At 40.9% G+C, this 25908-nt stretch carries 19 protein-coding genes; all 19 read right to left on the bottom strand.

Annotated elements, in window-relative coordinates; genetic code table 11:
• Window positions 1–5: 5 nt before the first annotated feature.
• The gene (locus PUQ00_RS09725; protein ID WP_300415618.1) at window positions 6–1265 is read right to left on the bottom strand and encodes a glycoside hydrolase family 10 protein; all 1260 of its coding nucleotides are present in this window, start codon (window positions 1263–1265) and stop codon (window positions 6–8) included.
• 179 nt (window positions 1266–1444) lie between these two features.
• Window positions 1445–2308, bottom strand: coding sequence for a hypothetical protein (locus PUQ00_RS09720; protein ID WP_300415575.1), 864 nt, complete (start codon window positions 2306–2308; stop codon window positions 1445–1447).
• 424 nt (window positions 2309–2732) lie between these two features.
• Window positions 2733–3236 carry a hypothetical protein gene (locus PUQ00_RS09715; protein WP_300415573.1) on the bottom strand — a complete coding sequence of 168 codons (504 nt, stop codon included), beginning with the start codon at window positions 3234–3236 and terminating at the stop codon, window positions 2733–2735.
• 939 nt (window positions 3237–4175) lie between these two features.
• Window positions 4176–5297 carry a glycosyltransferase family 4 protein gene (locus PUQ00_RS09710; protein ID WP_300415571.1) on the bottom strand — a complete coding sequence of 374 codons (1122 nt, stop codon included), beginning with the start codon at window positions 5295–5297 and terminating at the stop codon, window positions 4176–4178.
• 35 nt (window positions 5298–5332) lie between these two features.
• Window positions 5333–6778 (bottom strand): O-antigen ligase domain-containing protein, encoded by a 1446-nt coding sequence (locus PUQ00_RS09705; protein ID WP_300415569.1) that lies wholly within the window; start codon window positions 6776–6778, stop codon window positions 5333–5335.
• A 97-nt stretch (window positions 6779–6875) separates the two neighbouring features.
• Window positions 6876–7832: a glycosyltransferase family 2 protein gene (locus tag PUQ00_RS09700; RefSeq protein WP_300415567.1), complete on the bottom strand. Its 957-nt coding sequence runs from the start codon at window positions 7830–7832 to the stop codon at window positions 6876–6878.
• Window positions 7750–8952 (bottom strand): glycosyltransferase family 4 protein, encoded by a 1203-nt coding sequence (locus tag PUQ00_RS09695; RefSeq protein ID WP_300415565.1) that lies wholly within the window; start codon window positions 8950–8952, stop codon window positions 7750–7752. Before PUQ00_RS09695 ends, PUQ00_RS09700 begins: the two co-directional genes overlap by 83 nt.
• A 432-nt stretch (window positions 8953–9384) precedes the next feature.
• Entirely contained in the window at window positions 9385–10377 is a 993-nt protein-coding gene (locus tag PUQ00_RS09690) for a glycosyltransferase family 2 protein (RefSeq protein ID WP_300415563.1), read from the bottom strand.
• Between the two features lie 295 nt (window positions 10378–10672).
• Complete coding sequence (locus tag PUQ00_RS09685) at window positions 10673–11875, bottom strand: glycosyltransferase family 4 protein (RefSeq protein ID WP_300415562.1); 1203 nt, start codon at window positions 11873–11875, stop codon at window positions 10673–10675.
• Window positions 11876–11949: 74 nt separating this feature from the next.
• Window positions 11950–12789: a hypothetical protein gene (locus PUQ00_RS09680; protein WP_300415561.1), complete on the bottom strand. Its 840-nt coding sequence runs from the start codon at window positions 12787–12789 to the stop codon at window positions 11950–11952.
• A 108-nt stretch (window positions 12790–12897) separates the two neighbouring features.
• Entirely contained in the window at window positions 12898–14739 is a 1842-nt protein-coding gene (gene hepA, locus PUQ00_RS09675; RefSeq protein ID WP_300415559.1) for a heterocyst formation ABC transporter subunit HepA, read from the bottom strand.
• A gap of 190 nt (window positions 14740–14929) precedes the next feature.
• Window positions 14930–15643 (bottom strand): heterocyst development glycosyltransferase HepC, encoded by a 714-nt coding sequence (gene hepC / locus PUQ00_RS09670; protein ID WP_300415557.1) that lies wholly within the window; start codon window positions 15641–15643, stop codon window positions 14930–14932.
• 863 nt (window positions 15644–16506) lie between these two features.
• Window positions 16507–18735: a polysaccharide biosynthesis tyrosine autokinase gene (locus tag PUQ00_RS09665; protein WP_300415555.1), complete on the bottom strand. Its 2229-nt coding sequence runs from the start codon at window positions 18733–18735 to the stop codon at window positions 16507–16509.
• A 126-nt stretch (window positions 18736–18861) separates the two neighbouring features.
• A complete protein-coding gene (locus tag PUQ00_RS09660; RefSeq protein WP_300415553.1) occupies window positions 18862–19962 on the bottom strand; it encodes a glycosyltransferase in 1101 nt (366 codons plus the stop codon).
• 302 nt (window positions 19963–20264) lie between these two features.
• Window positions 20265–21578 carry a Gfo/Idh/MocA family oxidoreductase gene (locus PUQ00_RS09655; protein WP_300415551.1) on the bottom strand — a complete coding sequence of 438 codons (1314 nt, stop codon included), beginning with the start codon at window positions 21576–21578 and terminating at the stop codon, window positions 20265–20267.
• Window positions 21579–21806: 228 nt separating this feature from the next.
• A complete protein-coding gene (locus PUQ00_RS09650) occupies window positions 21807–23045 on the bottom strand; it encodes a glycosyltransferase (RefSeq protein WP_300415550.1) in 1239 nt (412 codons plus the stop codon).
• Window positions 23046–23147: 102 nt separating this feature from the next.
• Window positions 23148–23705, bottom strand: coding sequence for a dTDP-4-dehydrorhamnose 3,5-epimerase (rfbC, locus tag PUQ00_RS09645; RefSeq protein WP_300415548.1), 558 nt, complete (start codon window positions 23703–23705; stop codon window positions 23148–23150).
• A 284-nt stretch (window positions 23706–23989) separates the two neighbouring features.
• The gene (locus PUQ00_RS09640) at window positions 23990–24841 is read right to left on the bottom strand and encodes a phytanoyl-CoA dioxygenase (RefSeq protein WP_300415546.1); all 852 of its coding nucleotides are present in this window, start codon (window positions 24839–24841) and stop codon (window positions 23990–23992) included.
• Between the two features lie 50 nt (window positions 24842–24891).
• On the bottom strand, window positions 24892–25899 hold the full coding sequence (locus PUQ00_RS09635; protein WP_300415544.1) for a glycosyltransferase family 2 protein: 1008 nt from the start codon (window positions 25897–25899) through the stop codon (window positions 24892–24894).
• Window positions 25900–25908 lie beyond the last annotated feature (9 nt).

Raw genomic sequence — 25908 nt, 5'->3', positions numbered from 1 at the left:
TAAAATTAACTGAACGGTTTCCAACCTGCTAGCAAATTGGGGTAAGCTATCGGTGTGGGGAAGATTTTTTGGAAACCAATCTGGCGTTCTTGTGGCTTTTCTTTGCTCATGTTCCAAAGGGTTTCATAGAAAAAGAAAGATACTCCAGCAAAATTGCGATCGCGTACTTTTTGCACTTGTGTCTGAATCTGTTGCATCGGCACAGATCGGTTTTTCAACCCAGCCAAAATGCCCACACTCACGGGAATATGACTCTTGGCTGCTTTCACTTCTGGATACTCTAATTCACTAATAAAAACATTCAAGTTATCCCGATATACCTGCAAAACTAAGTCTTCAATAATTCCCAGCCGTTCCCACTTCTGCCAGTCTGCTAAAGAGAAGTCGTAGGACAAACGTTGAGGATTAGGAGCAACGGAAACCAGGCAATTTTTTTTAGTGGCTTTGATACTTTTGAATACCCGTTTCATAAACTCGGTGATTTTGTCAGCTCTCCAGCGTACCCATTCTGGATCTTGAGAGTTTTTGGAGGGAGCTTGGCCACGGTGTTCTTTTTTGTAAAGTGCCACTGTATAAGCATCGTAACCTAATTCTGATGGTAAGCCAAAATGGTCATCAAATTGAATACCATCAATATTGTAATTTCTAACAATTTCAACGATTAAATCTTGGATGAACTGTTGTACTTCTGGGCGAAAGGGATTTAGCCAAACGCGATTATCTCTGCCTTCTTTGACAATCTGAGTCCCATCACTGCGACTGGTGAGCCATTGGGGACGATTTTTAGCTAATAGAGAATCCGCCGGTGCCATGAAGCCAAATTCAAACCAGGGAATCACTGTTAACCCTTTTTGATGTCCCACATCGACAATTTCTTTGAGGATATCTCGTCCTTTTAGTCCGGGTGTGGGATCGAGCGATCGCCCGATAACTTTGGCTGCAACTTTGCTAGGATACAATGTATATCCCCAATTCCAAACCGCCGGATATATAGTGTTAAAATTGAGTTCATCAAGGCGTTGCAAAGATGCCTTGAGGCGATCGCGCTCAAATAACACATCACTATCAATATTTGTTAACCACACCCCCCTTAACTCAGATGCGGACGTTGGCGGCAGATTAATTTGAGCGTTCAAGGGGAACGATAGCATCACTGTAGCTACCACACTCAAGGTAACGAGAACGGCAAACAAAAGAGACTTTCTACTTTGGCGAATATTCCACCAAGAATGAAACTCAACACACCACTTTATAAACGTTTTCATCATTTGGCTACAGAGATGATCAAATTATGAACAATCACCATAAATAGCGATCGTTTCGATTGTAAGCGCTAAAACAATCGCTATTTCATTCCATCAAAACAGAATTCAGGAGTTAGAAGCGTCTCCGGCTCCGCTCCTGAATTCTGACTCCTGAATTCTGAATTCTGAATTCTTCTTGATTATTGTGCCCTGACTGCAATCTGATTCCAGGCTTTGATTGCTGCTTGTAAATTCTTTGGCAGGTTATTTTGAGAAATATCGTTGTACCGAACCGTACCCTCTTGGCTGGTGAGAGTGAAGGTGACAAAATCAGCAGAACCACTGGGGGCTGGGTAACTCAGATTCTGGAATTTACTAAATTTAGAACGTTCTAAAAATCTCTGAAATTGTTGCACCTGTTGCACAGAAACACGGCGAACACTACGTTCAGAATCATTGGCATCACCAATCCGTACGCGAATCAATCGCCCATCTTTGAGTAAAACAGTCTCGTAGGTTCTGCCAGTCAAGCCACCACTGGAGATTTGCCGAAATACTACATTTCTATCTAACGGTGGTGGCAACTCGCTGACTGGAATTTGCACAGGGGCTAGTGTACTTTCATTCGCTTTTTCATTCAACCTGACTGCGGAACCTGTTTGATTGGTATGATAAATCCAGTTTTGTTTGCCATTAGATACCACAACCAGCCAACCAGGAACTAATGCTTGGGTACAGAATTCATCAGGTTGAGGCAGTTCCAAGCAACCATTGCGCCAAGTCTGTTGATTATAATCAATAATTTGCAGTTCTTTGGTTAAAATTCCCTGTCTGCGGGCTAAATCTCCCAGTACCGCGTTAGCTACTGGACGTGGCAAGCGGTTTGGTTTAATATTGTCTTTGAGAACTTCATTGCTTGTTTCTAGCGAGAAGTTCGCAGAAGCAGCTGTAGCCTCTTTGACAAGTATTGAACCACTAGCAACAGACAAAATTCCAGTCAAAATCAAAGCAGTAAAAATTCGCGCTTGATTAGTATTAAGGTAGTGTTTCTGCATGAGTTTCATAGTAATATAGAACTAAGAGATAGTATCCAATTAAAAATGGACAATATAAAGCAGATAATTCCAGAACTTCACCAGTTGGAATTAGTTTAGTATCTTTGTTCTGAAACAGATATAAAGACAGACGCTGATGTACTAATTGTTTGTTCCTTAGACAAATTCTGGAGCAAAACGCCCTCTAGTCCTACGGAAATCAATTAAGAATTCAGAAACTCAGGCTTCATTGAGTAGGTGGGTTGAATTAAATATAAAACTGCTGTAGCAACTAACTACCCTACACCTTTACCATTTTCTAATTTAGAAAATAGCTTGCGAGAAAAGTTGGTAAAGCTTATTGCCTCACCTTAATAAGCGGGGTTGAATATAAAGTAATTTTAGAAAAGAATAGGACAGAACCTGAGCTTAGATTTTGTAATCTCAGCCAATATTAGGCGCTGATGGCTTGTTGTTCAGATTCAACGAACTGATTGTGAGGTACATCAAATCTAATGGTACTAGCTGCCCAGTCTTTGAAATCGGGTGCTAGCCAGACTAGCTTGCACAGAATATCATCATTGATCCACAACACCAAGGGAAACCGAAACTGTTTGCGAAACTGATCTCGCATGATGTTGGTACTGATGATTAGTTGGTTAATTGCCACTACAGATTCTAAACCCCTTACCATCAAAGCTTCGGGTTGAGTAGTACCAATTGCAGTTGTAATAGGTGTATACAATGTGTCAGCCGCAGGTGAGAGTAGCACTTCGTGGATATCTGCTGATGAAAATTCTGTTAACAAATTCAACACTTGCTGCTGCCTTTGAACAGAGTTACAACAGGCTAATAACAGTGAAAACTCTCCACCAGAAAACATCATCGCCCTTGCCAGCCTCTTAGTGGCTGCTGTGGTGCTAACTGTGCCGTTTTCCGAATTACTTAAGCTGATCATTAAAAAAATCCTGCTTCTAATTTTCAAAATGTCTGAGTAATATTCAGTGATTCTACCCTATTAACTTTTACTCCCAGGTGTTATTAGAGTAATTTGAATCAGGTTTTCTGTGTAATACTAAGCATTATATAACCAACAATCATATAGTGTATTATCTCATATTTACAATTAAGGGATAATGTAAAGGTAGTATCAACACAATCTAAGTAAAACGGAACAGGCGAAGAATTATTACTGTATTCTTATAGATTTTCGCATCTCTCAGCAATCAAGTAATTACTCCTTCAGATAAAGTAAAAAAAATGCTCAGTAAAAGCTTAACAACAAACATTGGGAAATGGGAATAAACTTAACTGGCTAGTAGTTTACTATCACCTACGATCATAGCTGGCTACAAATCATTTTCCTTGGCCAAACTACTTCGGGGTGGGTGTAGAGTGTGGAATAGTGGAATGGTATTAGCCCAAGATAGGAAAATATTCTTCCAATAAAATTAATCAAAATTAACTAAAATTAACGCTTATCTACCACCTACTATGCTATGTGGCTGCATTATTATCCAGACCAGACTTCTTTACAAAAATGACTTTGGGAGGCAACAACCTAATAATTAGCAATAATAGGTACTGAAAACCCCAATTAACTCATCCGTTTGATAGAACTGTAGATCGAAGATGTCGGAATTATGTTTTGTTGAAGAAGAATCCAGAATCCAGAATCTAGAATGCAGCAATCTTGACGCTCGCAGACTCGTTGGCGGAGCCTCTCGTAGAGAAGGAGAAGGAGCTACGCTATCGGCCAGTACTTCTCTACGAGACGCTGCGCGAACGACAAGCTCAGTAATCATCGTAGAGAATTCATTCTGACTCCTGACTCCTGAATTCTGAATTATGTTTTGATAAAATTGACTTTTGCAAGAAGTTTACCGTTTCATTCAACCTATAAAACACTCGGCATCGCAGAACGAATTGCACTAATAAAATTTTGGGCATAATTCTGGGTTGAGAAATCGAGGGCGCGTTGTCGTGCAGCCATTCCCGCACTCTGGGCAAATTCTTGCTCGTCAAGATAGCGGAGAATTGCGATCGCTAATTTATCTGCATCGCCGTAAGGTGTTAATAGTCCATTCATGCCATCGGTAATAATCTCTGTCGGGCCGCCTGCATTGCCAGCAATTACAGGTTTACCCAACGCCATCGCCTCAATAATTACAATCCCAAACGGTTCTTTATCTGAGGCATGAACAAATACATCCATTGCCTGCACCCACTCAGGGATATTACGCTGTAGCCCAGCCATAATTACCTGCTCTTTCAAACCTAATGCGGCGATTTCGGCTTTTAAGAAGTCCTGATAATCCGGTTCCAAATCGTGCTTACCGCCAACCACTACACAATGAGCATCAGGATACTTCTGTAAAATTTTGGGCATTGCTTGCACCAGTACGTGCATTCCCTTCCATCGTTGTAATCGTCCAACAATTCCAATCAACGGGCCGTGCAAAGGTAAGCTCAACTTCCGCCGTGCTTCTTCAGGAGAAGGTAAAGTATTAGGCTCAAATCGATCTAGTGCTACACCAGGATAAACCAAAGGTGTTTGTCTGTGAGGCCAAATCTCTGCCTGTGCTTGCTTGCCATCTTGGGAAAGGGTGATAATTGCTTGGGCTGGGATTAAAGTTGCGATTCGCACCAACCAAGTTTTGTCACTAGGTACTTCTAGTTGATACCACACAGCAGGCAAGCCCGCCAACATCGCCGCCAAACCTCCAGATATATGCGTGATCCACATCCAATTGACAATTATATCTGCACGTTCGCGGCGGGCGATCGCAGCTATCCGAAAAACAGCGCCAATAAAACGGTGGATTTGGCGTAAACGTCCACTTTCCACAACTCGCGCCTCAATACCAAGGGACTTTACTTGTTCTACCATCGGGCCGTCTTCTAAAAATATCACCAGCCACTCAACATCGGCATTACGTCCCTGCTGTACCAAATCCCAAAGCATCATTTCACCGCCGCCTCGTTGCTCGGCTAGTGGCATTACAATAATTACTTTCATAATTTATAAGAGTCCTATTTAAGTTGTAAAATTTATCAAAACCTCGACTTATCGGGGTTCTGAGGATTGGTATAGTACTTATGTCCTGCCATAGCCATAGCTAAAAATCCCCAAAGAATCATACCTGCGACGCTCAACATACCACTACCGATAACTAACTGGGCAGAAGAACTGATGCCAATGGCGCGGGCAGCACTGACAAAACTATCGAAACGACCTTCCCCATAGTTGCTAACACTAATAATCAACAAGATTAATCCACCCATATAAAAGATGGCTCCAAACCAACCAAGGGTGAAAAACATATCTAAAATCCCACTATCAATTACCACCACTTCAATTTGACCAGTTTTTTCGTTGACTTTCCAGATATTTCCTAAGCCGTTACCTAGACCATTAGAAAGGGCTAAACCAAGGTTTTTGTCGTAACTTCCCGATCTATCTTTAAAACTGTTATCTTCTTCAAGATTAGAAAAAGTTTCCAAACGGGCTGCTACAACCCCAGCAATTGGCTGGATAGTTGTCAATGGCACAACACAAATTGCCATGACCACAATTATGGTAATTAAGCGCATTTGAATCCGCGCTTTGACTGAACCCATAATCATAATTATCCCAAATAACCAGCCTCCCCAATTAGTACGTGCTTGTGTCAACAGGAAGGATAAGTAACCAACAACTGAAGCCGGAAAAATTAAATTTCCTGAACTGGTAAATAACAACAGTAAACCAGCTTGCATGACGGAACCAAAGGGCCCAACTGAGTGCAATGTACTCCAGACACGCATCCCGAAAGGCACAGGGTTTCCAGAACTCATGAATAATTTTGATTGGATGAGCCAATACCTGTCCCACTCAGGAGCCACCACAAATTGATATACGCCATAAGTTCCTAAAATCAACACACACCAGAGGAATGTTCGCTGAAAGTTCTGGCGATAGCTGGGATAATCTCGCCAGTTTATAAATAAGTGAAAAGCGAAGATGATCGGACTGAGCCAATCCATCAATCCGCGTGCTACAGGGATAGGTGGATTGTAAATCAGACCGATTAGAAAGCCATAGAACACTCCGATAAAAGCCAAAACAAACGGTAAGCCCCCTTGGCGAGAGGCGCGGGGAAAGTGTCGCAAGAAAGTTGCTATAGTTACAAACACCACTAAGTAGGGTGCTATAAGCATTTGACGGGTAGCGTCCCAGCCCACCCGATAGTCAACTAAGCGAGTAGCTAAGGGCGTGAGAAACCAGATCCACCAGGTAAAGCTGATGTAAAGAATGGGATGCCGCAAGTATAAAAATACGCCTACTGCTAAAGCTGTCACCGGATAAATTAGGCGCAATGCGGCAGTAGCACCAGCAAAATAGCAAACTACAGTCAATAATACAAAGCCCGCGATCGCCATCCAACCTTGTTGCGATCGCTCTTCAGGAGAATAGCTTTCTTGTAAAAAACTATTAAAAAGTATCTGCTTAGAATTCATTCAATTTTAGATTTTAGATTTTGGATTTTGGATTACTGGCTCTCTGGAGACAGTAACCCACCCGTCTTAATTCACAGGTAGAATCTGGGAACTAAAGCTAAGAAGAAATTGAATTCATTTTGAATTTTGAATTTTGAATTTTGAATTGTTTATATGCCTGCCAACGCCCACGCCAGGATGCCAACAACTTCTTACCCGCCAACTGCCCTTGGCTAGGTAAAAACCTCAGCCATTGTATGAAACCCAAACTATCGCATGTACCCACGAATACTGCCCAGAGCAAAAATACAATCCGGCGGATAAATGGCAAATGCTCTAGTAAAACTAAAGTTTCATTATGGACTAAATTAATAAAGGCAATTTCATTAAAGTTATTTCGCTGATCTTCATCAAAACGTTGTGCCGGATAATGATCTACAGCAACGTTAGGATCATAAATTATCTTCCAACCGGCCCGCTTTAATGTCAGAGTAAATGCCATTTCAAAGTGAACCTGCGCTCCTGTACCGCGCATCCGTTCATCAAAGCGTAATTGCCCGATTGCTTGGGTACGAAAACTCATGTTTACGCCCTTGAGAATATCGACCTCGCGGGGTTCTCCCACTCCCAGGTGATGATTGCCAATCACTCGCCCAAACCACTGCAACTGTCCAACTACTAGGCGGGATTCGTCTTCTAATTTGCTGCCGTGGTGTATCCAATCACGCCCACCAACACCGCCAATGCAACTATCACAGATAAAGTGAGCACTAATGCGCTCTAACCAATCTGGGTGGGGTGCGGCATCGTCATCAGTAATAGAAACAATATCGCCCTCCACAACTGCTAGTCCGGCGTTGAGAGCTGCTACTACGCCCGGTTGCGTCACTTTCACGGTATGCAATGGCAGATTGGGCGCGTTGAATTGGGCGAGAAATTGCCAAGTTTCTGCATCCGTATCGCGAACAACCACTATCACCTGATCAACGGGTTTAATTTGCTCCTGTAGCGCCAAAAGGCAGCGTGAGAGGTCTTGTGGACGGCGATAAGTCGGTATGAGAACGGTGTTCCGCATTCTTGCTTAACTCCTCGAATAGATCCACATAAGTTTGTGCCATAGTAGTCCAGCTATATTGTTCTGCCACAGAGCGAGCTGCTTGACCCATCTGTTCCATTAGCGCGTCTACGCTCACGAACGACATCAGTGCCACAGCTAAAGCATCGATATCATCTGAGTCGGGTAAGACAATGCCACATTCTGGTGTCACCAACTCTGCACCCCCGGTAGCTGTGGCAGTAATTACTGGCAGTCCTGAAGAAAGTGCTTCTAACAATACGAGGGTGCAAGCTTCGTATCGGGAAGGAAAAACAAATAAATCTACTGACCGCATAATTTCGGCGATATCACGTCGATATCCCAGAAAATGCACGCGTTCACTTAACCCCAAGGATGCTGCTAGTTGAGGAAAGGGGCTACCTTCGATATGACCCACCACCGCCAGATGTAAATCAGGAACTTTCACCAAGGCGTGCAATACTGTATCTAAATTCTTTCTGGGTGTGCGGATGTCTCCAGCGAACAGTGCTAGGGTGACATTCTCTGGTAAACCTAATTTTTGGCGATTGCTTGGGCCAGGGGCAAACTCTTCTAGGTCAACGCCATTGACAATTACGCGAATTCGAGAACGCGGCACACCAATGTTGACTAATTCCTCAGCTACCTTTTCGGATACAGCTACAACAACCTCCGCTTTTTGGAAAGCTTGTTTTTCCCAACGGGCATTAAAAGCCGTAAACAACCACTGGTAAAAACCATACAAATCACGACGATTACGGGAAATATGAACAGGCGATCGCAACCATGAACTGTGGACAAAATGTACAGCATTCACATCAGCCGTAGCCATATTAATTGCTCCATTGACTTTTACTAAATCAATGCCAGAGCGATTTTGACGCAACCAACGTGCACTTTTTTGGGCAAATATAAAATTACGAACAAATTCTGTCGGATAGGCTTTGACTGGAATTTTAATCCAATTAACTTGGTTATTGTCTTCTAATTCTGGTGCGACTTCACTAGCTAATAATGTTAACTGATGACCACGACGGATTGCTTCTTGAGCAACTTCGTAGTTTACCCGCCCTTGACCATCACCTTTTTTGATTTTATGGGTAACAATACAAAGTTTCATACATTAACTTCCTTAAGAATAGATCTATTGCATAAATATTTTGTTGGCTCACGCATCAGGAACTTTCAAAAGATAAATTATCCATCTTGTGGGGTGGGCAGCGTTCGACTGAGCGCTCACGCCGAAGTCCTGCCCGCCCTGAATATCGGACGGGTGCGGACACCCATCCCACAAGAAAATTTGGGATGTTTTTTATTTGTCAATTCCTAAGAGAATCTTCTTATTATTCTCTCTGCGTCGCGCCAGTTGCTACAACGGGGAGCCACTGCGGTGGACGGGTTCCCCGGCATAAAGCAAGTGGCGTGGGAACCCCCCTTGGGTTCGGCAGTTCCTCATGGGGGAAACCCCCTCTGAGCGACTGCCTCACCGCAACGCACTGGCTTCTCTGTATCTCTGTGGTTCGTTAAAAAAAGAACTTATACAATTACTGTATTATTTAGATGATCTTATTAACTTACTTGCTAAAACTCGTGGAGTAAAACTAAGACTAAGTGCCGCTATAGTTCGCACATTAAACTTTTGTTTATTCAGCACTTGCCAAAAATAAAGACGTGCTGCTGCTATCTGTTCACTTCGTAGCAAACCAATTCCCAAAGTTGTATTAGCTTCTAACCATTTCTGTTGAAAGTACGTCTGAAATTGCTGTAAACGAGTGTCTTCCATAAAAACTTTATAACAAAACATTTCGCTTTTAGCTTTGCGGATTTTTGCTTGTACATCTCGACTACCACTGAGCATAGTATCAGTTTGCTCATGGGCACGATATCGCGTTAATCTTTCTGGATAGTAGTAAGCGCCATAACCAGATATACAGCAGAGGTAAGTTAAATATAAATCCCACATTCCGCCAACTTCTGGGGGAATACTATCCCAATCCACAAAATTATTGCGAATCACACAAGCTGCCGCAGTCGGTATACTTTTATCTATTAACCCAATTTTGTAGAAAGGTTGATGAATTCCTGGGGTTAGTTTATCTCGCTTGTAACCGCGTGTATTTTCTTCAGTTCCAGCATCATTTATTATGCCATTAGCATCGATGATATATTGGTCGCAAAAAGCGATAATTAACTCAGAATTTGCTTCCAGAAGTGGTACAAGCTTTGTTAAAAAGTCTTCATTCCAGATATCATCGTCATGGAGACTAGCAACATATTTACCTCGCGCCATCTTGAAACAATGCTGCTGATTAGCTAACATACCCACATTTTGCTGATGTCGCCAAAATTTGATGCGTGAATCACCAAAAGATGCGACAAGTCCTTGGGGATTTTCTGAACTACAATTATCAGAAATAATAATTTCAATATTTTGATAAATTTGTTTTATAGCACTCGCGATCGCTTGCTTGAGATACTCTGGGCGATTATAGGTGGGAATAATAACGCTAACTAAAGGTTGTTGGTATTCTTGATGCAATGACATATTTTTATTCCTTTATATTTAATAGAGAAAAGATGCACGATTTAAGGTTTTGACCAAACTCAGCACAACTTTGCATAAATTTGTGGCGAATTGAGGGTTGAAATTTAAATGCAAAGTGGAGGTAGCGCGTTGCGGTGAATCCAGCGCTGTAGGCGGGTTTCCCGCCGTAGGCGACTGGTGAACCCGAAGGGGGGTTCCCCCCGTTGTAGCGACTACCGTCGCGCAGAGGAAAGCGCAGAGGCACGCAGAGGCACGCAGAGAATTCGCTAGGAATTAATGAAATGTTCTACTAAACTTATTTAGCTTGAGAGATACTATATGATTTTTTATCTCTACCATAGAATTCAGCGATTGTTTTTGCATAAATTGTCCGCAGATTATTTACATGAGCATCCATTGTAAATTCCTTCATCAATAAAGCATGACCTTGTTCACCCATATATCGACTTTTTTGATGATCTAGATACAACTCATTAATCGCATCAGCCAGCTTTTTGATATTATTACCTGGAACAAGAATACCCGTTTCTCCATCTCGTAAATGTTCTGGAATTCCTCCGACTGCACTACCAATTACAGGTCGATAACGAGCATAAGCTTCTAGAGTTACAAGACCGGCAGGTTCAGGCCAAACACTAGGAAATATGACTGAAAAACACTGTTGATAAAGTTTATTTATTTTATCAGGATCGCACCAACCATGCCAAGTAATGCGGTTACTCAATCCGAGGGTGTTTGCTAACTTTTCTAAGCTGGGTCGCTCCCATCCTTCACCTGCAATATCAAGTTGAATTTCCCGGTCTGTATGTATCAATGTTTTGAGTAACCATTCCAGACCTTTATCAGAAACAATCCGTCCGACAAACAAAATTCTATGATTTTGGTGGACTTCTAAACTTAGGGGTGCAGTTACTGTTTGTGGTACAGATATACCACAGTGTACTGTTACAGTTTGTTCAGGGGGTACACCATTTTTAATCAACTCTTGCCGCACATATTCGCTATTAGCAATGAAAGTAATTTTTATCTTTTTTAATACATCTAAAAACTGATGAGTGGTTTGAAGTTCTCTAAAAGTTCTTAAAGGTCTACGGCTACCACATTTATCTACCAATTTACCCCAGGTACATCCTAAGTAAGAGAAGTTGCGATCGCAGATTGTCCGTTGCCCTGCTAAATACTTTGTGCCACTAGGACAGTAGAATGAGTGATTATGAACACTGAAGATTGTCGGACATTCGCCTGTAAGCTGCAATAGCAAATCTGGGCTGTGGATATGTAGCAGTTTAAACTGGCTTTGATCAACATTTTTAAGCGATTTTATCACGCGATCGCTAACATCAGGTGGTCGATGTTCAAACAAAGAACCTAAATAAGTTTCAACGCCTCCGCTCCCACCTATATTAAAATTTGAGCATTGATAAATCAGGTTTTTTTCAAAAGTTTCCTTATGCAAACTTTTCTGGTTTGGCTTGACATCATTGATTGAGTTAACCATTCATTATTCACCAGTTATTTTCACGTCCTTATTAGTTCGATTATTCAGATAAATAGAGGCTAATTATCATCGAGTTATACGCCAACATTAAACCAAAATTTATGTCTAACGTCACTAACATAATGCCTCAAAGCAATTTTTTTACTAGCAAATTTATCTGGATAAATAAACTGGTCTTCTACATTGAGAACATATTGTTTTGAGCAGAGAGGTTTACCATGATTATGGTGCATTGTCAAATGCACAATTGTTTGTTCAGTAAAATAAGTGGGATTTTCTTGAATATTTGCTAAACGTTCAATAGCAAAACTCCAGTCAAATTCATGCCTAAATAATATAAACCCACCATTTACTGGATTTGACTTCTCAGACTCATCATAAATAATTCGTTCGTCTAGTGAGAGAGAACAATCAGGTAGATAAAGAGAATATTTGTCATCGGAGTTACTCAAATTAATTAAGTCAATACCGCCGGGAAAAAATAAAATATCTGAATCAGTGTAAATCGTATTACCATTAATAGGAATTGACATTAATGCCGACAATTTTTTGCCCATTGGATGCAGTTGAGCATAATCAAGAACACATTGAGGTAAATCCGTTCTCAGGAAGTTTTGTAAAAGTATTACCTGAACGCAAGGATTGATGCGGCGGAGTAAATTACAGCTAGAGTCAGTGTAACTGCCATCAGAAACTACAGTGAATGTATCTGGAATACCGACATGACGGATAAAGGAGCGAATACTTGCCACTTGTTCTGACAGATCGCGTTCACATGATAAGGCATAGACACTTATCGGAACTTGCCGAGTTTGTTTGATCGGGATGCTGACAATCTGAGAAAGGGCAGCTTTATATAGAGAGCGATTAAATTTACCCTGAATTTTAGCAGTATGGTAGCCTAGATTTACCATTTATTTTTCCTTCTTAAAACTATAAATAATTCAGTAGGATAATGAATTCGTAATTTACGAATTACGAATTACGAACTTGTACTGAGCGCAGCCTCTCGTAGAGAAGTATTACGAATTACGGTATTGCATATTGTGATATTCCCAAAGCTTGCCTTTGAGTTCCAGAAGTTCTTGATACTTACCTTGCTCTACTATCCGTCCCTGTTCTAAAACTACAACTTTATCTGCTTTAGAAATGGTAGAAAGACGGTGAGCGATCGCAATTACGGTTCTACCAACAGATAGCTTTTCTAATGAATCTTGAATTAAGCGTTCGGATACAGAATCTAAGGCGCTAGTTGCTTCATCCAAAATCAAAATTTCTGGGTTCCGTAGTAAAGCACGCGCAATAGCAATTCGCTGTCTTTGTCCTCCAGATAATCTAACACCCCTATCTCCTAATTGGGTATTGAAACCTTCGGGCATTTCTAAAATAAATTCTAGTGCATTCGCTAGTTTAGCAGCTTCTTGAATTTCCTGATTAGTGGCTTCTGGAGTACCGTAAGTAATATTCTGCCAAACATTAGTATTGAAGATAAAAGTATCCTGACTAACGACAGCTATTTTGCGACGCAGGGAGTTAATTTCAAACTCCCCTACATCAATTTCATCAATGTAAAGATATCCATCTGTAGTATTATAAAATCGGGGAATTAAATCAGCAAGGGTTGTTTTACCAGCCCCAGACGCTCCGACTAATGCTGTCATTTTTCCCTTTTCAATGGTTAGGGTAATATTATGCAGCACTAGATTTTGCTCATCGTAGCCAAAATCTACAGATACTAAATTGATTGACCTTTTTAAAGAATTAAACTTGATTTTACCATTCTGAAAATAATTTTTATCCTCACTTTTTAAGAGGTTTTTAACGTTGTCTACTGAACCATGTAAAGTACTGAGAAATGCTCTTGTGCCATTAATATCTTGAACGAATGGGATAAAACGAAATAGCACAAAGAAAAATGTTAATAAAGAAGCAACTTGTAGCGTTCCATTCGTAACCAGGCTAGTGAATGCCAAAATAATCATTCCGACCAACACCGTAGTAGCGACCCCTTCAGCAATTGGCTTGACAAGTGTCCAAGTGAAGACAACTTTAGTTGTAGTACTGATTATCTTGTCGCTAGCTTTGTAGTAACGCTGGCGCTCAAATTCTTGAGTACCACAGGAGTGAACAGTGCGAATGCCATTAATAAATTCTACGGCTGTTGATGTAAAATTAGCATTAGCAGTTGTCATGCCAAAACTTGATTCTCTGACCCTGGCATTGAGATTGGATAATCCTACACCTAACAGGGTAAATAATAATGCTGAAATTAACGTTAGTTGCCATGATATCAAAAACATTGATATTAAGTAGACAAGGGTTGTTAATCCTCTAGTCACTAAAAAGGCTCCGCTACTGAAACCCTGTCTAATCCTTTCGATTTCTGTGGTAATTGTGTTAATTAGTTCACCAGAACGAGTTTTGGCAAAGTAACTTAGCGATAAGGATTGTAACTGTTCAAAAATTTGCTTACGCAAGCGATCGGCAAGATGTAGTTGAGATAATTCAGTATAAACTTGAGAAAAATAATTGAAGATAGCACGTAACCAAGTACTCAATAAAATCAGCAAAGATACGCGGTACAAGCGATTAATTGCCGATGTTTTTGCTCCCAAAATAAAAATATCAAACCACTCTATTCCTGTATGAACAGGTTGAGCATTAGGACTAGTTAAGCTTTGCAAAAAAGAAAGCAAAAAACCAATACTCACACCTTCAAAAGTGGCTGCCAGAATCGAAAAAATGAGAGCTAAAGTTGCAATTTTGCGAAAGTGTTTAAATTCTCGCAATATCAAATAGTTGTCCTGCCAAAAGCTGGTAGCTTTGAGCAGATTACCGACTGGTTGAGGAAATTTGAAAAGCATGGATTTTTCTAACAATAATTTGGCATGTAAGAATTTAGGAGTCAGAATTCAGGAGCAAAGCCGGAGACTCTGAAACTCTGATCAAAAGTTAGATTGATTGGAAAATTAAGAAGCTGTAACACGCTTGATTATCTTCAAATTATTAACCTTGGATATCAAAGTCTTCTGGATTCTGAATTCTGACTGCTTCTCAAAGTGTTTGGCTATCCAGATGTAATAGGTGTCGCTGGGCTTCTACTTCCCATAAAGCCGTAATTTCTGGTAGTTTATTTAGCTGTACTGCATCTTCCAAAGTCCAACAAGAAGATCCGGTTAAACTCATGTCACCTCGCAGCACGTTAAATAACTGTGGTAAATTGTCAAGACTGGATTTACGCATCCAATGCCCTAGCGGTGTGATGTTGTGCTTTGTAGTTGTGCAAAACCTCATCGCCCGAAAGAGTTTACCCCGTTCTCCAACACGCCACTCACCACAAAAAAGTGACCCTGGCGAGTAAACCTGCATTAATACAATCAATCCCAACATGACTGGACTTACTAATAGCAGCAACACGAAAGCAGCAATCCAATCAATTAGTCGCTGCAAGGGTTGGTTAGGCAGTTTATTGCCAGCAGGTATGCTTAGAAATATTGGTTTTTTAGCTTCTTCACATGCATCTGCCCAAAACCTGAGCAAAGCCTCACCCAGTTTTGGATCTATGCTTATCAAACTTATAGGAGAATGTTGTAAGCATTCTACTAGCGATCGCTTACTATCTAATGAAGGCAGATATGGTTGTTTAATTCGTCCAAGCGGCTTCACCAACAGCTTACCTCGCCGCCAATGGAGTGTACAGTACCCACGATTATCTTGCTGGGTTACATCATATAAATTCTCTAGATTTGGAATTATTGAACTTGTCATATGTCTTTGGGATTATACAGGAGTGAATTGCTGAGGAGTTATCAAAGGCTATCAATGCCAAAGACCCAAATCCGCATCTTGTTGTAAGTCCAAAAAGTTGAAGATATTCGTAATTCGTAATTATGTTTTATATCATGTCCGCCTAATCACTTATTAAAAAAACTCTTTGCGTCAACCTTAACAATGAGTCTTGAAGCGAACATGACATTAGATGTAGTCTAAACCCCAGTCTGAAACAAAGCTAACTGTGGAGTTTGGGGTCTTAAACCCTATGCTTAATTACGAGTTACGCTACTATTAATATTCATGGGTAAATTATGATTTTCCGGGAACTACTGACAGTAGAGAAGTGTAGAGGGAGGTAAATTACCCATGAATCTATATCTACGTTTAATTTGGCTAAGGTGTTTATTGTGCCTAGCTACTTAACAAAACCAGTCCACTCTTGTCTTCTAACCTTTTTCAAGATGCTTTAATCTCTAGAATATAAGACTATGTAGAAATAGCGATCGCTCAAATAAATTCTTTATTTACTCTTTAAAGAGCCAGTGATTTCTCTGAAATCCTATAAAGATAGCATAAATATACTGAATTTTTCCTGATGCCAACAAAATTTAATTTTATTGCTCAAAATGTAGTGTTGCACAGGTGTGCATAAATATCAACTTAACATCAAAGCCAAGTCTGATAAGCATTTGAGAATTTCTCTCCTTCCCTGGCTAGAATTATTGTGAGGCTCCGCCTCCTGAATTTGCGGCAGAGCCGCGATGAGGTGCATTTCTAGCCTCTGGCTAGAAACGAGAATGAATGCAAGATCCCCGACTTCTCTAAGAAGTCGGGGATCTATAATCTTGCTATACTAATTACTTTTCTACAGCTTGGCGCAGAGCTAATTGCTGTTGTTTGATATAAGGTACGTAATTAATGCTAGAGTTCGATACCCCATTAGCTACAACCCCAATCAGATTTAACTTACTTAACATGGCTGTAGCTTGAGTCAGCTGACTTCGCGTCACAATACCAATACTTGCCACCATGACCACGCTCCGACAAGATGATGCGGTAAGCATGGCATCCACCAAGCCCAGAACTGGGGGAGCATCTATGAGTACCAAATCATAGTTTTCCTCAAATGCCGCCATTAATTGGATCATTCTAGGGGAACTCAACAAATTAGCTGGATCAGCAGGTTTGGGGCCAGCAGTCAAAATATCAATGTAGGCGGAACCTGAGTATTGAAGACTAATTTGGTTGGGTAAAGTTGCATCACTCGCCAATAGAGTTGAAAGCCCCTGTTCATTAGGAAGATTTAGTTGTTCATGCAGACTGGGATCGCGTAAGTTGGCATCAATTAGCAACACCTTTTTGTGTAAACGGGCAGCACTCATTGCCAAACCCAACGCCAAAGCTGATTTACCCTCATCGGGTAAAGCTGAGGTAATCATCAAAGATTTTAAATTAGTAACAGTATTTAAAAGTTCAATGTTTTTGTAAATCAGATCCAGCGATTCCCAACGTGGTGGAGATTGCAATACCTGAATTGTCCAGGGGGCGAGAACTTCTGGCTTACCAAAAGGCAACTTGATCATTGATTCTTTGGGTTTGGCTGGCGGTAACTTGGGAGTTGTTCCCAACAACGGCATGGCCATTTGCTTCTCTAACTCAGCAGTGGTGTGAACTGCATCATCAGCCGATTCCCGAATAAAGGCAGCAATGCCTCCTAACATGAACCCAACCACAGCACCTAATAGCAAGTTCTGCTGGAGATTGGGGCCTAATTGTGCGCCCTTTTGAGGTTCTTCTACAACTTCCCAATTAAATCCACCCTTGGAAAGTTCTTGTCGCAATTGCTGTTCTGCTCTTAAAAGCTGCTCTAATCTTTCACGACTAAATTGCAACTGCGGTAGCATCCGATTGTAATAAGCTAACAGAGGTGGGAAGCGTTTAATTTCAAGACGCAGTTCGTTTTCTTTCTGAGCCAAAGTTTGATCGCGAGCAGTTAAAGCAACTATAGTGGTCTGGGTTTCCACTAGCTGACCAGCAAGGCTAAGGTCAATTTGCCCAAGCTGTCCTCGTTCGAGAAGAGAGTCTCCAGAAGTAGCTCCACCACTAGGCTGTCCGCCTAAAGTTCTTCCTACCTCTTGTTGCAATAATTCTTTCTGGCTCTGAAGCTGTTCTTTGAGCTTTTGCACACTTGGAGTTTGATCTGTAAAGCGTAAGCGTTCTTGTGCTAGTGCTAGTTCGGTTTTTTGGATTTCGTTCAGTAAGCCTTGATAGCGAGTAGACTGACTTAGACGAGAAGCAACTAGAGCATTCTGGGGAGAACGGTTAAGTTGTTCTTCCAAAGACTTTTGGCGTGCCAAAGCTTCCCCATATTGAGCGCGAGTTGTCTGTCGTTCTTGGGCAATATTGTTCAAAGCTGTCTCAATCGCTTTCGCCTGTGATTCTGGATCAATTAAGTTCTGATTTCTGCGAAACCTTTGTAAATTTGTCTCAGATGCGTTTACTTCTTCACTGGCTTTACTTAACTGTTCCCTAATAATTTGCAGACCTTTTTGTAAACGCGAATTTTGCTGTTCTTTGTTATATTCCACATAAACTTGTCGAATTGCACCCAGAACTTTTTGTGTCTTTTCTGGATCTCCAGCAGTGTATTCAACTTGAAATATTTTCGTAGCGACATTATCTTCTTTGCTCCTTAATTGAGTTAAGACTAAAGAAGTTTTAATTTCACTTGAACTTATATCTGGATAATCAGACTGAAGTTTTTCAACTGCTTTTTGGATAAGTCCTGAACTCTGCATCAAGTTAAGCTGGGTGGCAGTATCTATGACCACATTAGAGTCAGTAAACTGGTTGTCTAACCCAGCACCTTCTGTCTTACCTTGATAGTTAGGTTCTACTAGCAGTTGCATGGAACTTTTATAAGTAGGTTTTGTCTTTAAAGTTACCATGCTTGCAATAGCAATAGAAGCAATAAATACTGCTAAGAACCAAGGAAATCTTCGCAGAAATACGGCAAATAATTGACCGTAGCTTGGTTCACTTTCAGAACTTGAAGTTATCTGAGAATTTAGACTAGTTTGAACCACTTTTATTATCCTTGTCTTTAAGACTTACGCTAAGAGATTCTCCGAAGAATACCTATTTTTTTAACAAACCGCTAATGAGAATAGATAAAATAAATAGGTAATCTTATAGTGGAAGAGATTCAGAAATCAAATGAATAATTGATGCCCGCCACAGGCTTGATTAATAATTTGCTCAACTTTCCCAAAGAATGCATTCTCTGAAAAGTTTGCTACTGCATGATTACGGATGCGATCGTAATCCCAAGAAATGCCCTTGGCTTCTAGTAATGCAACTTGTAAAGATTCCGGTGTTTGCCTTTTGAAAAAGACTCCTGTTTCACCTGGGATTTGAGTATCTAATACTCCACCTGCTCCATAGGCGATGACTGGTGTGCCGCTAGCATTAGCCTCTACTGGAACTAATCCGTAGTCTTCTAAGGCTGCGACAATAATAGACTTGGCTTTGGAAAACAAGTCTTTGCGGGTTCTATCACTTACGTGTCCTAAGAACTGAATATTTTGTAATGCTTTGGATTTTAACCGTGCTAGTTCTGGCCCGTCACCTGATATTAATAACCGCCATCCTAGCCAATTAAAAGCTTCGACTATTATATCAAGACGCTTATAACTAATCATCCGGGCTGAGGCCAGATAATATTCATCTTTTATATCTGAGAAAACAAATTTACTAGTATCAATTGGATAGTTTACCATCATTGCCTTTTTGCCATAAATATTTTCAATACGGCGGGCAACAACACTAGAATTAGCAATGTAAAGGTCAGGTTCCTGTGCATATTTCAGGTCTACCTCTCTCATTACTTGGAATACTTGTTCAATTAAAGGAGCAAAATATCTATAGTCTCCGTACTCTCTTAAATAAGTTGCTGTATCCCATAAGAAACGGGTGACATTATGGCAAAAACAAATGTGGTGGGCATTGGGATTTTTTCGGACTGCTTTGGCGAAACTGGTGCTACTGCTAATAATTAAATCGTAGTCTTGTAGATCCAAGGCACGAAAGGCAGGAAAATATAGAGGAGCCATCGACCTGAAATATTTTGCTGCACCAGGAATCTTTTGCAAGAAAGTTGTATTGACTATGCGATCGCCTAAATCAATAGTTTTCTGGGGATCGTACAAAGATGTGAAAATATCTGCTTCGGGATAGCGTTTACAAAGCAGTTCAAACACACGCTCTGCCCCACCTCGCTGGGTTAAATAATCATGGACTAGAGCAATTTTCATGAATTTGACCTAAAGTTTCGATCAGGTTTGTTTCAACGCTCCCCAGCAAGTTACTTATCAACAACTTTAGTGTTCAGCAGTATAACTTCTATCCTCTTCACAAAATTCTTCCTACAAATACGTTGGTAGGGGCTTCGGAGATCCCCCGACCCCCCTTAAAAAGGGGGGCTTTTTCTGATCTTTACCCCTTTTTTAAGGGGGTCGCCGCAGGCGGGGGGATCTCATCCAAACCGTATTAAGGGCGTACAGCTGTACGCCCCTACAGCCAAATTCATTTGTTGCAAATATTTTGAAAACCGATATTAACCAACCGCGACTAAGATTTTTTCTGAGGCAAAATAAGTGTTTTGCTCAGTTCGGAGTTGGTCGCAGAGTCTGCCTTCAGGTAATTCTATATCCTCGTATGTGAGGACTTGATCCTTAGAAATATCTCGTTTTAGGCGACACCCTTCTGCTAAACCGATTGGTAGTAGATTTTGCTGTTGGACAATATCGGAATTTTCACATTGTCCGTAGGTCATGTAGTAGCCGATGCCATCTAGGGTTTCTCCTGCTTTCAGGTCGATTTTGGCGGTGGTGACAACATCTACTAGCGGGCCTGCTAGTGGAGACATAACGGCATCACCGAATAGGACAGCACGCGCTACGGACAAGGGAACTTCAAAATGACAGAGGTGATAAGGAGTATAGAAGCTGTAAAGAGGGCCTTCGCCTAATTTGTATAAGTTGAGATAGTGGCGTTGCTTGGGGTCGTCGTGAGTCGCAAATACATATACGCCTGGGCCAGGTTTTGCTCCAACTACATAATCGACAATGCCGCCCAGTTCCTTAAGTTGTTCAACATCATATAACTGGGTCATTTCATCGACATAACCGTTGAAGTCATATCCCAACATTCCCCGTTTGGCGACTTTCATGCCTGTGGCATTGGCAACGATCGCTTGCTCAAAGGAAATTTTGGTTCCATCGGCAAAGCTAGCCACCATGTGGGGCTTTTGACCCCAACGTTTAGCAAATCCTTCCTGGGTGGTGGGATTGCGATAGGGGTCTTGGAGTCCTTTAATGTTACCGCACAATAAGGGAGTTAAACCAATGCTTTTTACAAAGCGGTAAAGGTTCATTTGTACCCCTGGCTGATCCCCATCACAGGCGCTGAGGATGACGCCTGCTTTGTCGGCATACACTTTCAGGATGGGGCCAATGGTGCCGTCGAGTTCGGCATTCATCATGATCACATGTTTGCAGTGGGCGATCGCTTCCATGACGATCACAGCGCCAAATTCCACTGCCCCTGTGACTTCGATTAATGCATCGATGCCCTCAGCCCGACACAGTAACTTAGCGTCTTCTGTGACTGCATACTTACCGTTAGCGATCGCATCTTCTAATTCGCTGACAGTTCCAACAACTTGAATTTCTTCAATTCCTGCTTCTGAATAAGCTTGCTTGGCTGCCTCAATCTGACGATTGGAGATAGCAACTAACTCCATTCCTGGCACTGAATTGACAATTTGGTTGGCAATTCCTCGACCCATAAAACCAGCACCAATCATTCCCACTTTGATGGGATTGCCTGCTGCTGCACGGGCTTGTAAAGCGCGATCGATAATAATCATGAACTAAACTCCTTTTTGGAACTGTTTGTTGTGTTACAAATTATCGATAATTTTGCACTTAATAATTTGTTACAGCTAAATATTAAGTACATTTTCAGAGAAAATTGGGATTGGCGACATCTTGCACCAAGCGAGTAGAAGTCGCAGCTACCCAGGCAAAACCCTTAATTTTCATCAGTCCGTGCCGGCGGACTTAGTTTGTATAGCCGCGATTAGAAATCGCCAGGGCTAAGTACTAACTAGCTGTTTGCTAGATCCTATAGAACCAGTCTGTTTTTTCTGGCTGTGATTTTGGATAATTTGCTCCACAGCATTTCTGTAGGCTTGGGCAAACTTTTCTTTGGTATGATTTGCTCTTGCATATTCCCATGCCTTATGAGACATAAGCTTTAGGTCTTCAATAGGCAAATTGGAAATACTTCTAACTTTTACCTTAATTTCTTCAAGGGAAAGATTATCAAAAATTACACCAAAATCATGAACATCCACACCAGATTCGTAGCTTAAAATTGGAATTAATCCGGCTTGTAAGCTAGTTATTACTGCTCCTGCTTGCCCCTCAGAAACAGAAGGATAAACAAGTCCCAAACAATTATTTGTAACCTTTAAAAAGTCAGGGCTGCTAACATCAATCCAACCATAAGTATGAATGTTAGGTGTTTCATACAGTTCTTTATAGAAAGCTTGCTCAAATTCTTTGTCATTACTTACCGGGCCACAAACTGTTAAATGGTATTCCGGCATTTGGGCAAAGGCATCTAAAACTAAGTCTAATCCTTTGAGAACTAAAGCACTACCACCAAACCACAGAAAATTCTTTCTTACCGCTTCAAAGTCTTTCTCGTCGGGAGAGGGATAAACGAGTGACGAAGAAATAGGAATACGATACATTGGTTTGTTGGCATATTTGAATGTATCAACCGTGAAATTATTGCCCAATACGGTAGCATAATCGGCATATTCAATTCCCAAGTTGGGCGTTTCAAATCGCTGTGGACGTAAGGTAATACCTCGGCGCTGTTGGAGTTCTAAAAGTCTGTTGCATTCAGCTGCATTGCGAAACACCATATTAGCAATGTCAATATGGAAAATTTTGATGCAATCTTTATTCAGTTTTGGTGCAAGCGCTTCTAGACGATGACGGATATCAATGAAAAATGCGTAGTCTTTTTCAGGAACAAATTTATCATTGTGGAACTGGATAACATCAACGTTATAGCCCATGTCTAAAAAAGTTTGGGCGATTAGTAGACATTCCCAGTTCCAACTCTGGTCATTGGGGATAGGCTGACCTGGTTTTATGAGAAATGGTTCAATCCGATAAGAAAGAAGTACATTTCCTTTGGAAGGCTGTTTAGGCTTTAGTGAAACAACCTGTAAGCTCTTAGCGTAATTGATGCGAGCTTGGACTTTGTTGGAGACAAAAGAGATAGTATTTTCAACACGAGATAGAATACTATTTGGCATTTCTTTCTACCTAAATTAATTATTTTTTCTCACATATAGGAGCCGGTGTATTGCGCTAAGAGCGTTGTAGAAACTGGCGTCGCGCAGAGAAAGAGCCTATACTTATCTGGAAACCGTACCACCAACAGTCATCATTCTCAACAAAGGCCAATTTAAATCTTTCTCAGATATTTCAGTTACATCTAGAGGCCAATCAATATTAAAAAATGAGTCGTCATAGCGTAAACCTCTCTCATACCCTGGCGTATAAAATTCACCCACTTGATATATAACTTCAGTCTCATCTGTGAGTGCTTGATAGCCGTGAGCAAACATTTCTGGAACATACAAAGCGCGGCGATTTTCTGGGGTTAGTTCTACACCAATGTGTGATAAAAAGCTGGGAGATTCAGGACGCATATCAATAATTACGTCATAGATAGCGCCTTTAGTACAGCGAATTAATTTGGTTTCTGCTGCTGGCAGAATTTGATAGTGCATTCCCCGGATAGTGCCTTTTTTGTAGTTAAAAGACAGGTTACATTGAGCAACTGTTGGCTTTAATCCGTGCGATTCAAATTCTTGAGCGCAGAAAGATCGAGCAAAAAAGCCACGGTGGTCTGGCTTTTCTTCTAAATCAATAATGAATGCGTCTTTGAGTGCGGTTTCGGTGAAAATCATATAATTCCTTTGAGATGAATGTTGAGTACAGAAAATAGACGTAGACGCGGAGCGGCTTGCCGCAGGCTACCACAGAGGCGCAGAGGGCGCGGAGATATGAGGTTTGAAAGATATTTTGTATCAGTCCTAAAGTTACAAATTTAATAGAGTGCAACCCTTTTCTTCTCTTCCTCTGTGTTCTCTGTGCCACCGAAGTTCAGAGCGGCGGAAGCTGCCGCTCCGACTTCTCTATGCGGTTAATTAAATTAAATATTCTTCTGGTGAGAAAAGAGTAATTTACGTTTTTAAGTCGAAACTTTAACTGCATCTGATGCAGAACGTAACTCTGCTCTGGGATAAGTATCATCCCAGTATTGGGTGCAAAGGTCTGGTCGTTCGGGAGGGTTGGCAGTGTAACAAAAGAATAGCGCTGAACGTTCTTCTGTGCGGACTGTGCCGTGATGCAAAGCATTTTTCGTATCGACAAGAATGACTGTACCTGCTGGGCCTGGGCAGGATTTCCAAGCTGATTTGGGGATGACTGGTTTTACTTGTTCATCGTCGATACCCATATAGCCTGACTTCCAAAGTTTGTAGTAAAGTCGAATATAATTCCAACTAAATAAGGAAGTTAAAGAGCGGGGGATGTATTCAAAAGGCCCAGTTTTTTCTTCTACATCATTCAAGTAAATAAAGATTTTGATAATGCGGCGGTCTTCGGCATCGCTATGCCATAGTAGGGTTCCAAACTGATGTTTATTTTTTAAATCTTTGCGTAAATGTACACCGTGAAAAGCAATGGGAAGACCGATATAATTTTCGATGATATTTAGCAGTCTTTTTTCTATTCCCCAAGCATAAAATTCTGGTAAACCTGTAACTGTGCAAATTTGGGGTAACTTTTCATCTAGATGGTCGTTGTTAGGATTTTCCATCTGAGACAATTGATGATAAGCAGCTTTCAGTAGTTCTGAGCTAGAGTTTAACCCTAAATCTGCCAGTGTTGTGACGCAAACCCCATCTTTTTTGAGAGCATTAAGAATGTAGCGATCGCGTCCTTCCAATACTGGCAGATTTCTGCTATGCTTCCAACGGGCTACGTAGTATTCAAAGTCAGAAGACAGTGTAGATATTTTGCGTTTAATTGCGCTAAACATGGCGTAAATACCTTCTATTTATAATGTATATTTGTCAGTAATTTAGTAGCTTATGACTTATAGCCCCGCACTTGTTGAGTAGGTATTTCACTTGATTCTGCTAACATGAACTCTTTAGAAATCATCACGTCAAAAGCACACAAGCTGACTAAAGCCAAAAATGGCACTACTGTTTTGATGGCGGACATAGGCCATCTTCTTAAAGCACCCAAGAAAACCTTCAAGTTAACTTCTTTACCGTTCTGCAAAAGCATCCGCCTGCAAAACTGCTTAGAATATCCATTCTCTTCCAATTTCAAAATCACTTCGGGTATGTGTTTGTATTGCATTAAAAGTGCAGATTTTGGCTCTTTCTGCCAATAACTCACACCAACAACACATTCCAAATAAGTTTCTTTGGTAACAATTACACTGCCATTGGCAGCACAATATCCGGCTAAATATGCTAAAGATATCCAGTTATTTTCAGCATCTTGCCAACTTTGGAGAGCGCGTTTTACTAAGTCAGTGCGATAAACTGTAGCAGTCAGAAAAATAACTGCACCGACACTTTTTGAGAAACAATGCTCAAATATAGCTTTACCATCACCATCACCATCTTCACTATCTACATCAAACCAGCGATTACCAACAATTGTTGGTGGATGAACTGGTTCACCAGTAAGTTGGTTTCGACCGGAAAAGTTGAGGAACAATAACGATAAATCTTCATGTTGCTTAAGTTTGGTGATTACATAAGCAATGGCTCTATCTTGAATTAGATCATCATCACCAATTGTCCAAACATATTTTGTTGCTGTAGAATTTAGGCAATACATAATATTTTTGACAACGCCTAAATTCTGAGAATTTTTATTTGACTTGAATATAATATTGCTAAGTGTTGCTTGCCATTTTTGGATCACCTCCTGAGTATTATCTGTTGAACAATTATCAGAAACTAAAATTTCACAGTTATCTTCAAAACCTTTAATAGCTTGAGCCAGCCATGCTAATTGTTTATCAAGTAACTCAGCACGATTGAATGTCGGAATGGCAATAGTAAGCAATTTATTCATATTCAATTA

The organism is Nostoc sp. S13, assembly GCF_029379315.1.
Classification (GTDB): domain Bacteria; phylum Cyanobacteriota; class Cyanobacteriia; order Cyanobacteriales; family Nostocaceae; genus Nostoc.
This window is presented reverse-complemented; position numbering and strand designations above follow the sequence as displayed.

Coding starts and splice junctions, on each gene's coding strand:
- PUQ00_RS09635 (WP_300415544.1), bottom strand. CDS start 25,899: ATGAATAAATTGCTTACTATTGCCATTCCGACATTCAATCGTGCTGAG.
- PUQ00_RS09715 (WP_300415573.1), bottom strand. CDS start 3,236: ATGATCAGCTTAAGTAATTCGGAAAACGGCACAGTTAGCACCACAGCA.
- PUQ00_RS09640 (WP_300415546.1), bottom strand. CDS start 24,841: ATGTTTAGCGCAATTAAACGCAAAATATCTACACTGTCTTCTGACTTT.
- PUQ00_RS09720 (WP_300415575.1), bottom strand. CDS start 2,308: ATGAAACTCATGCAGAAACACTACCTTAATACTAATCAAGCGCGAATT.
- PUQ00_RS09710 (WP_300415571.1), bottom strand. CDS start 5,297: ATGAAAGTAATTATTGTAATGCCACTAGCCGAGCAACGAGGCGGCGGT.
- PUQ00_RS09700 (WP_300415567.1), bottom strand. CDS start 7,832: ATGCGGAACACCGTTCTCATACCGACTTATCGCCGTCCACAAGACCTC.
- PUQ00_RS09660 (WP_300415553.1), bottom strand. CDS start 19,962: ATGAAAATTGCTCTAGTCCATGATTATTTAACCCAGCGAGGTGGGGCA.
- rfbC (WP_300415548.1), bottom strand. CDS start 23,705: ATGATTTTCACCGAAACCGCACTCAAAGACGCATTCATTATTGATTTA.
- PUQ00_RS09655 (WP_300415551.1), bottom strand. CDS start 21,578: ATGATTATTATCGATCGCGCTTTACAAGCCCGTGCAGCAGCAGGCAAT.
- PUQ00_RS09650 (WP_300415550.1), bottom strand. CDS start 23,045: ATGCCAAATAGTATTCTATCTCGTGTTGAAAATACTATCTCTTTTGTC.
- PUQ00_RS09725 (WP_300415618.1), bottom strand. CDS start 1,265: ATGAAAACGTTTATAAAGTGGTGTGTTGAGTTTCATTCTTGGTGGAAT.
- hepC (WP_300415557.1), bottom strand. CDS start 15,643: ATGACAAGTTCAATAATTCCAAATCTAGAGAATTTATATGATGTAACC.
- hepA (WP_300415559.1), bottom strand. CDS start 14,739: ATGCTTTTCAAATTTCCTCAACCAGTCGGTAATCTGCTCAAAGCTACC.
- PUQ00_RS09690 (WP_300415563.1), bottom strand. CDS start 10,377: ATGTCATTGCATCAAGAATACCAACAACCTTTAGTTAGCGTTATTATT.
- PUQ00_RS09705 (WP_300415569.1), bottom strand. CDS start 6,778: ATGAATTCTAAGCAGATACTTTTTAATAGTTTTTTACAAGAAAGCTAT.
- PUQ00_RS09680 (WP_300415561.1), bottom strand. CDS start 12,789: ATGGTAAATCTAGGCTACCATACTGCTAAAATTCAGGGTAAATTTAAT.
- PUQ00_RS09695 (WP_300415565.1), bottom strand. CDS start 8,952: ATGAAACTTTGTATTGTTACCCATAAAATCAAAAAAGGTGATGGTCAA.
- PUQ00_RS09685 (WP_300415562.1), bottom strand. CDS start 11,875: ATGGTTAACTCAATCAATGATGTCAAGCCAAACCAGAAAAGTTTGCAT.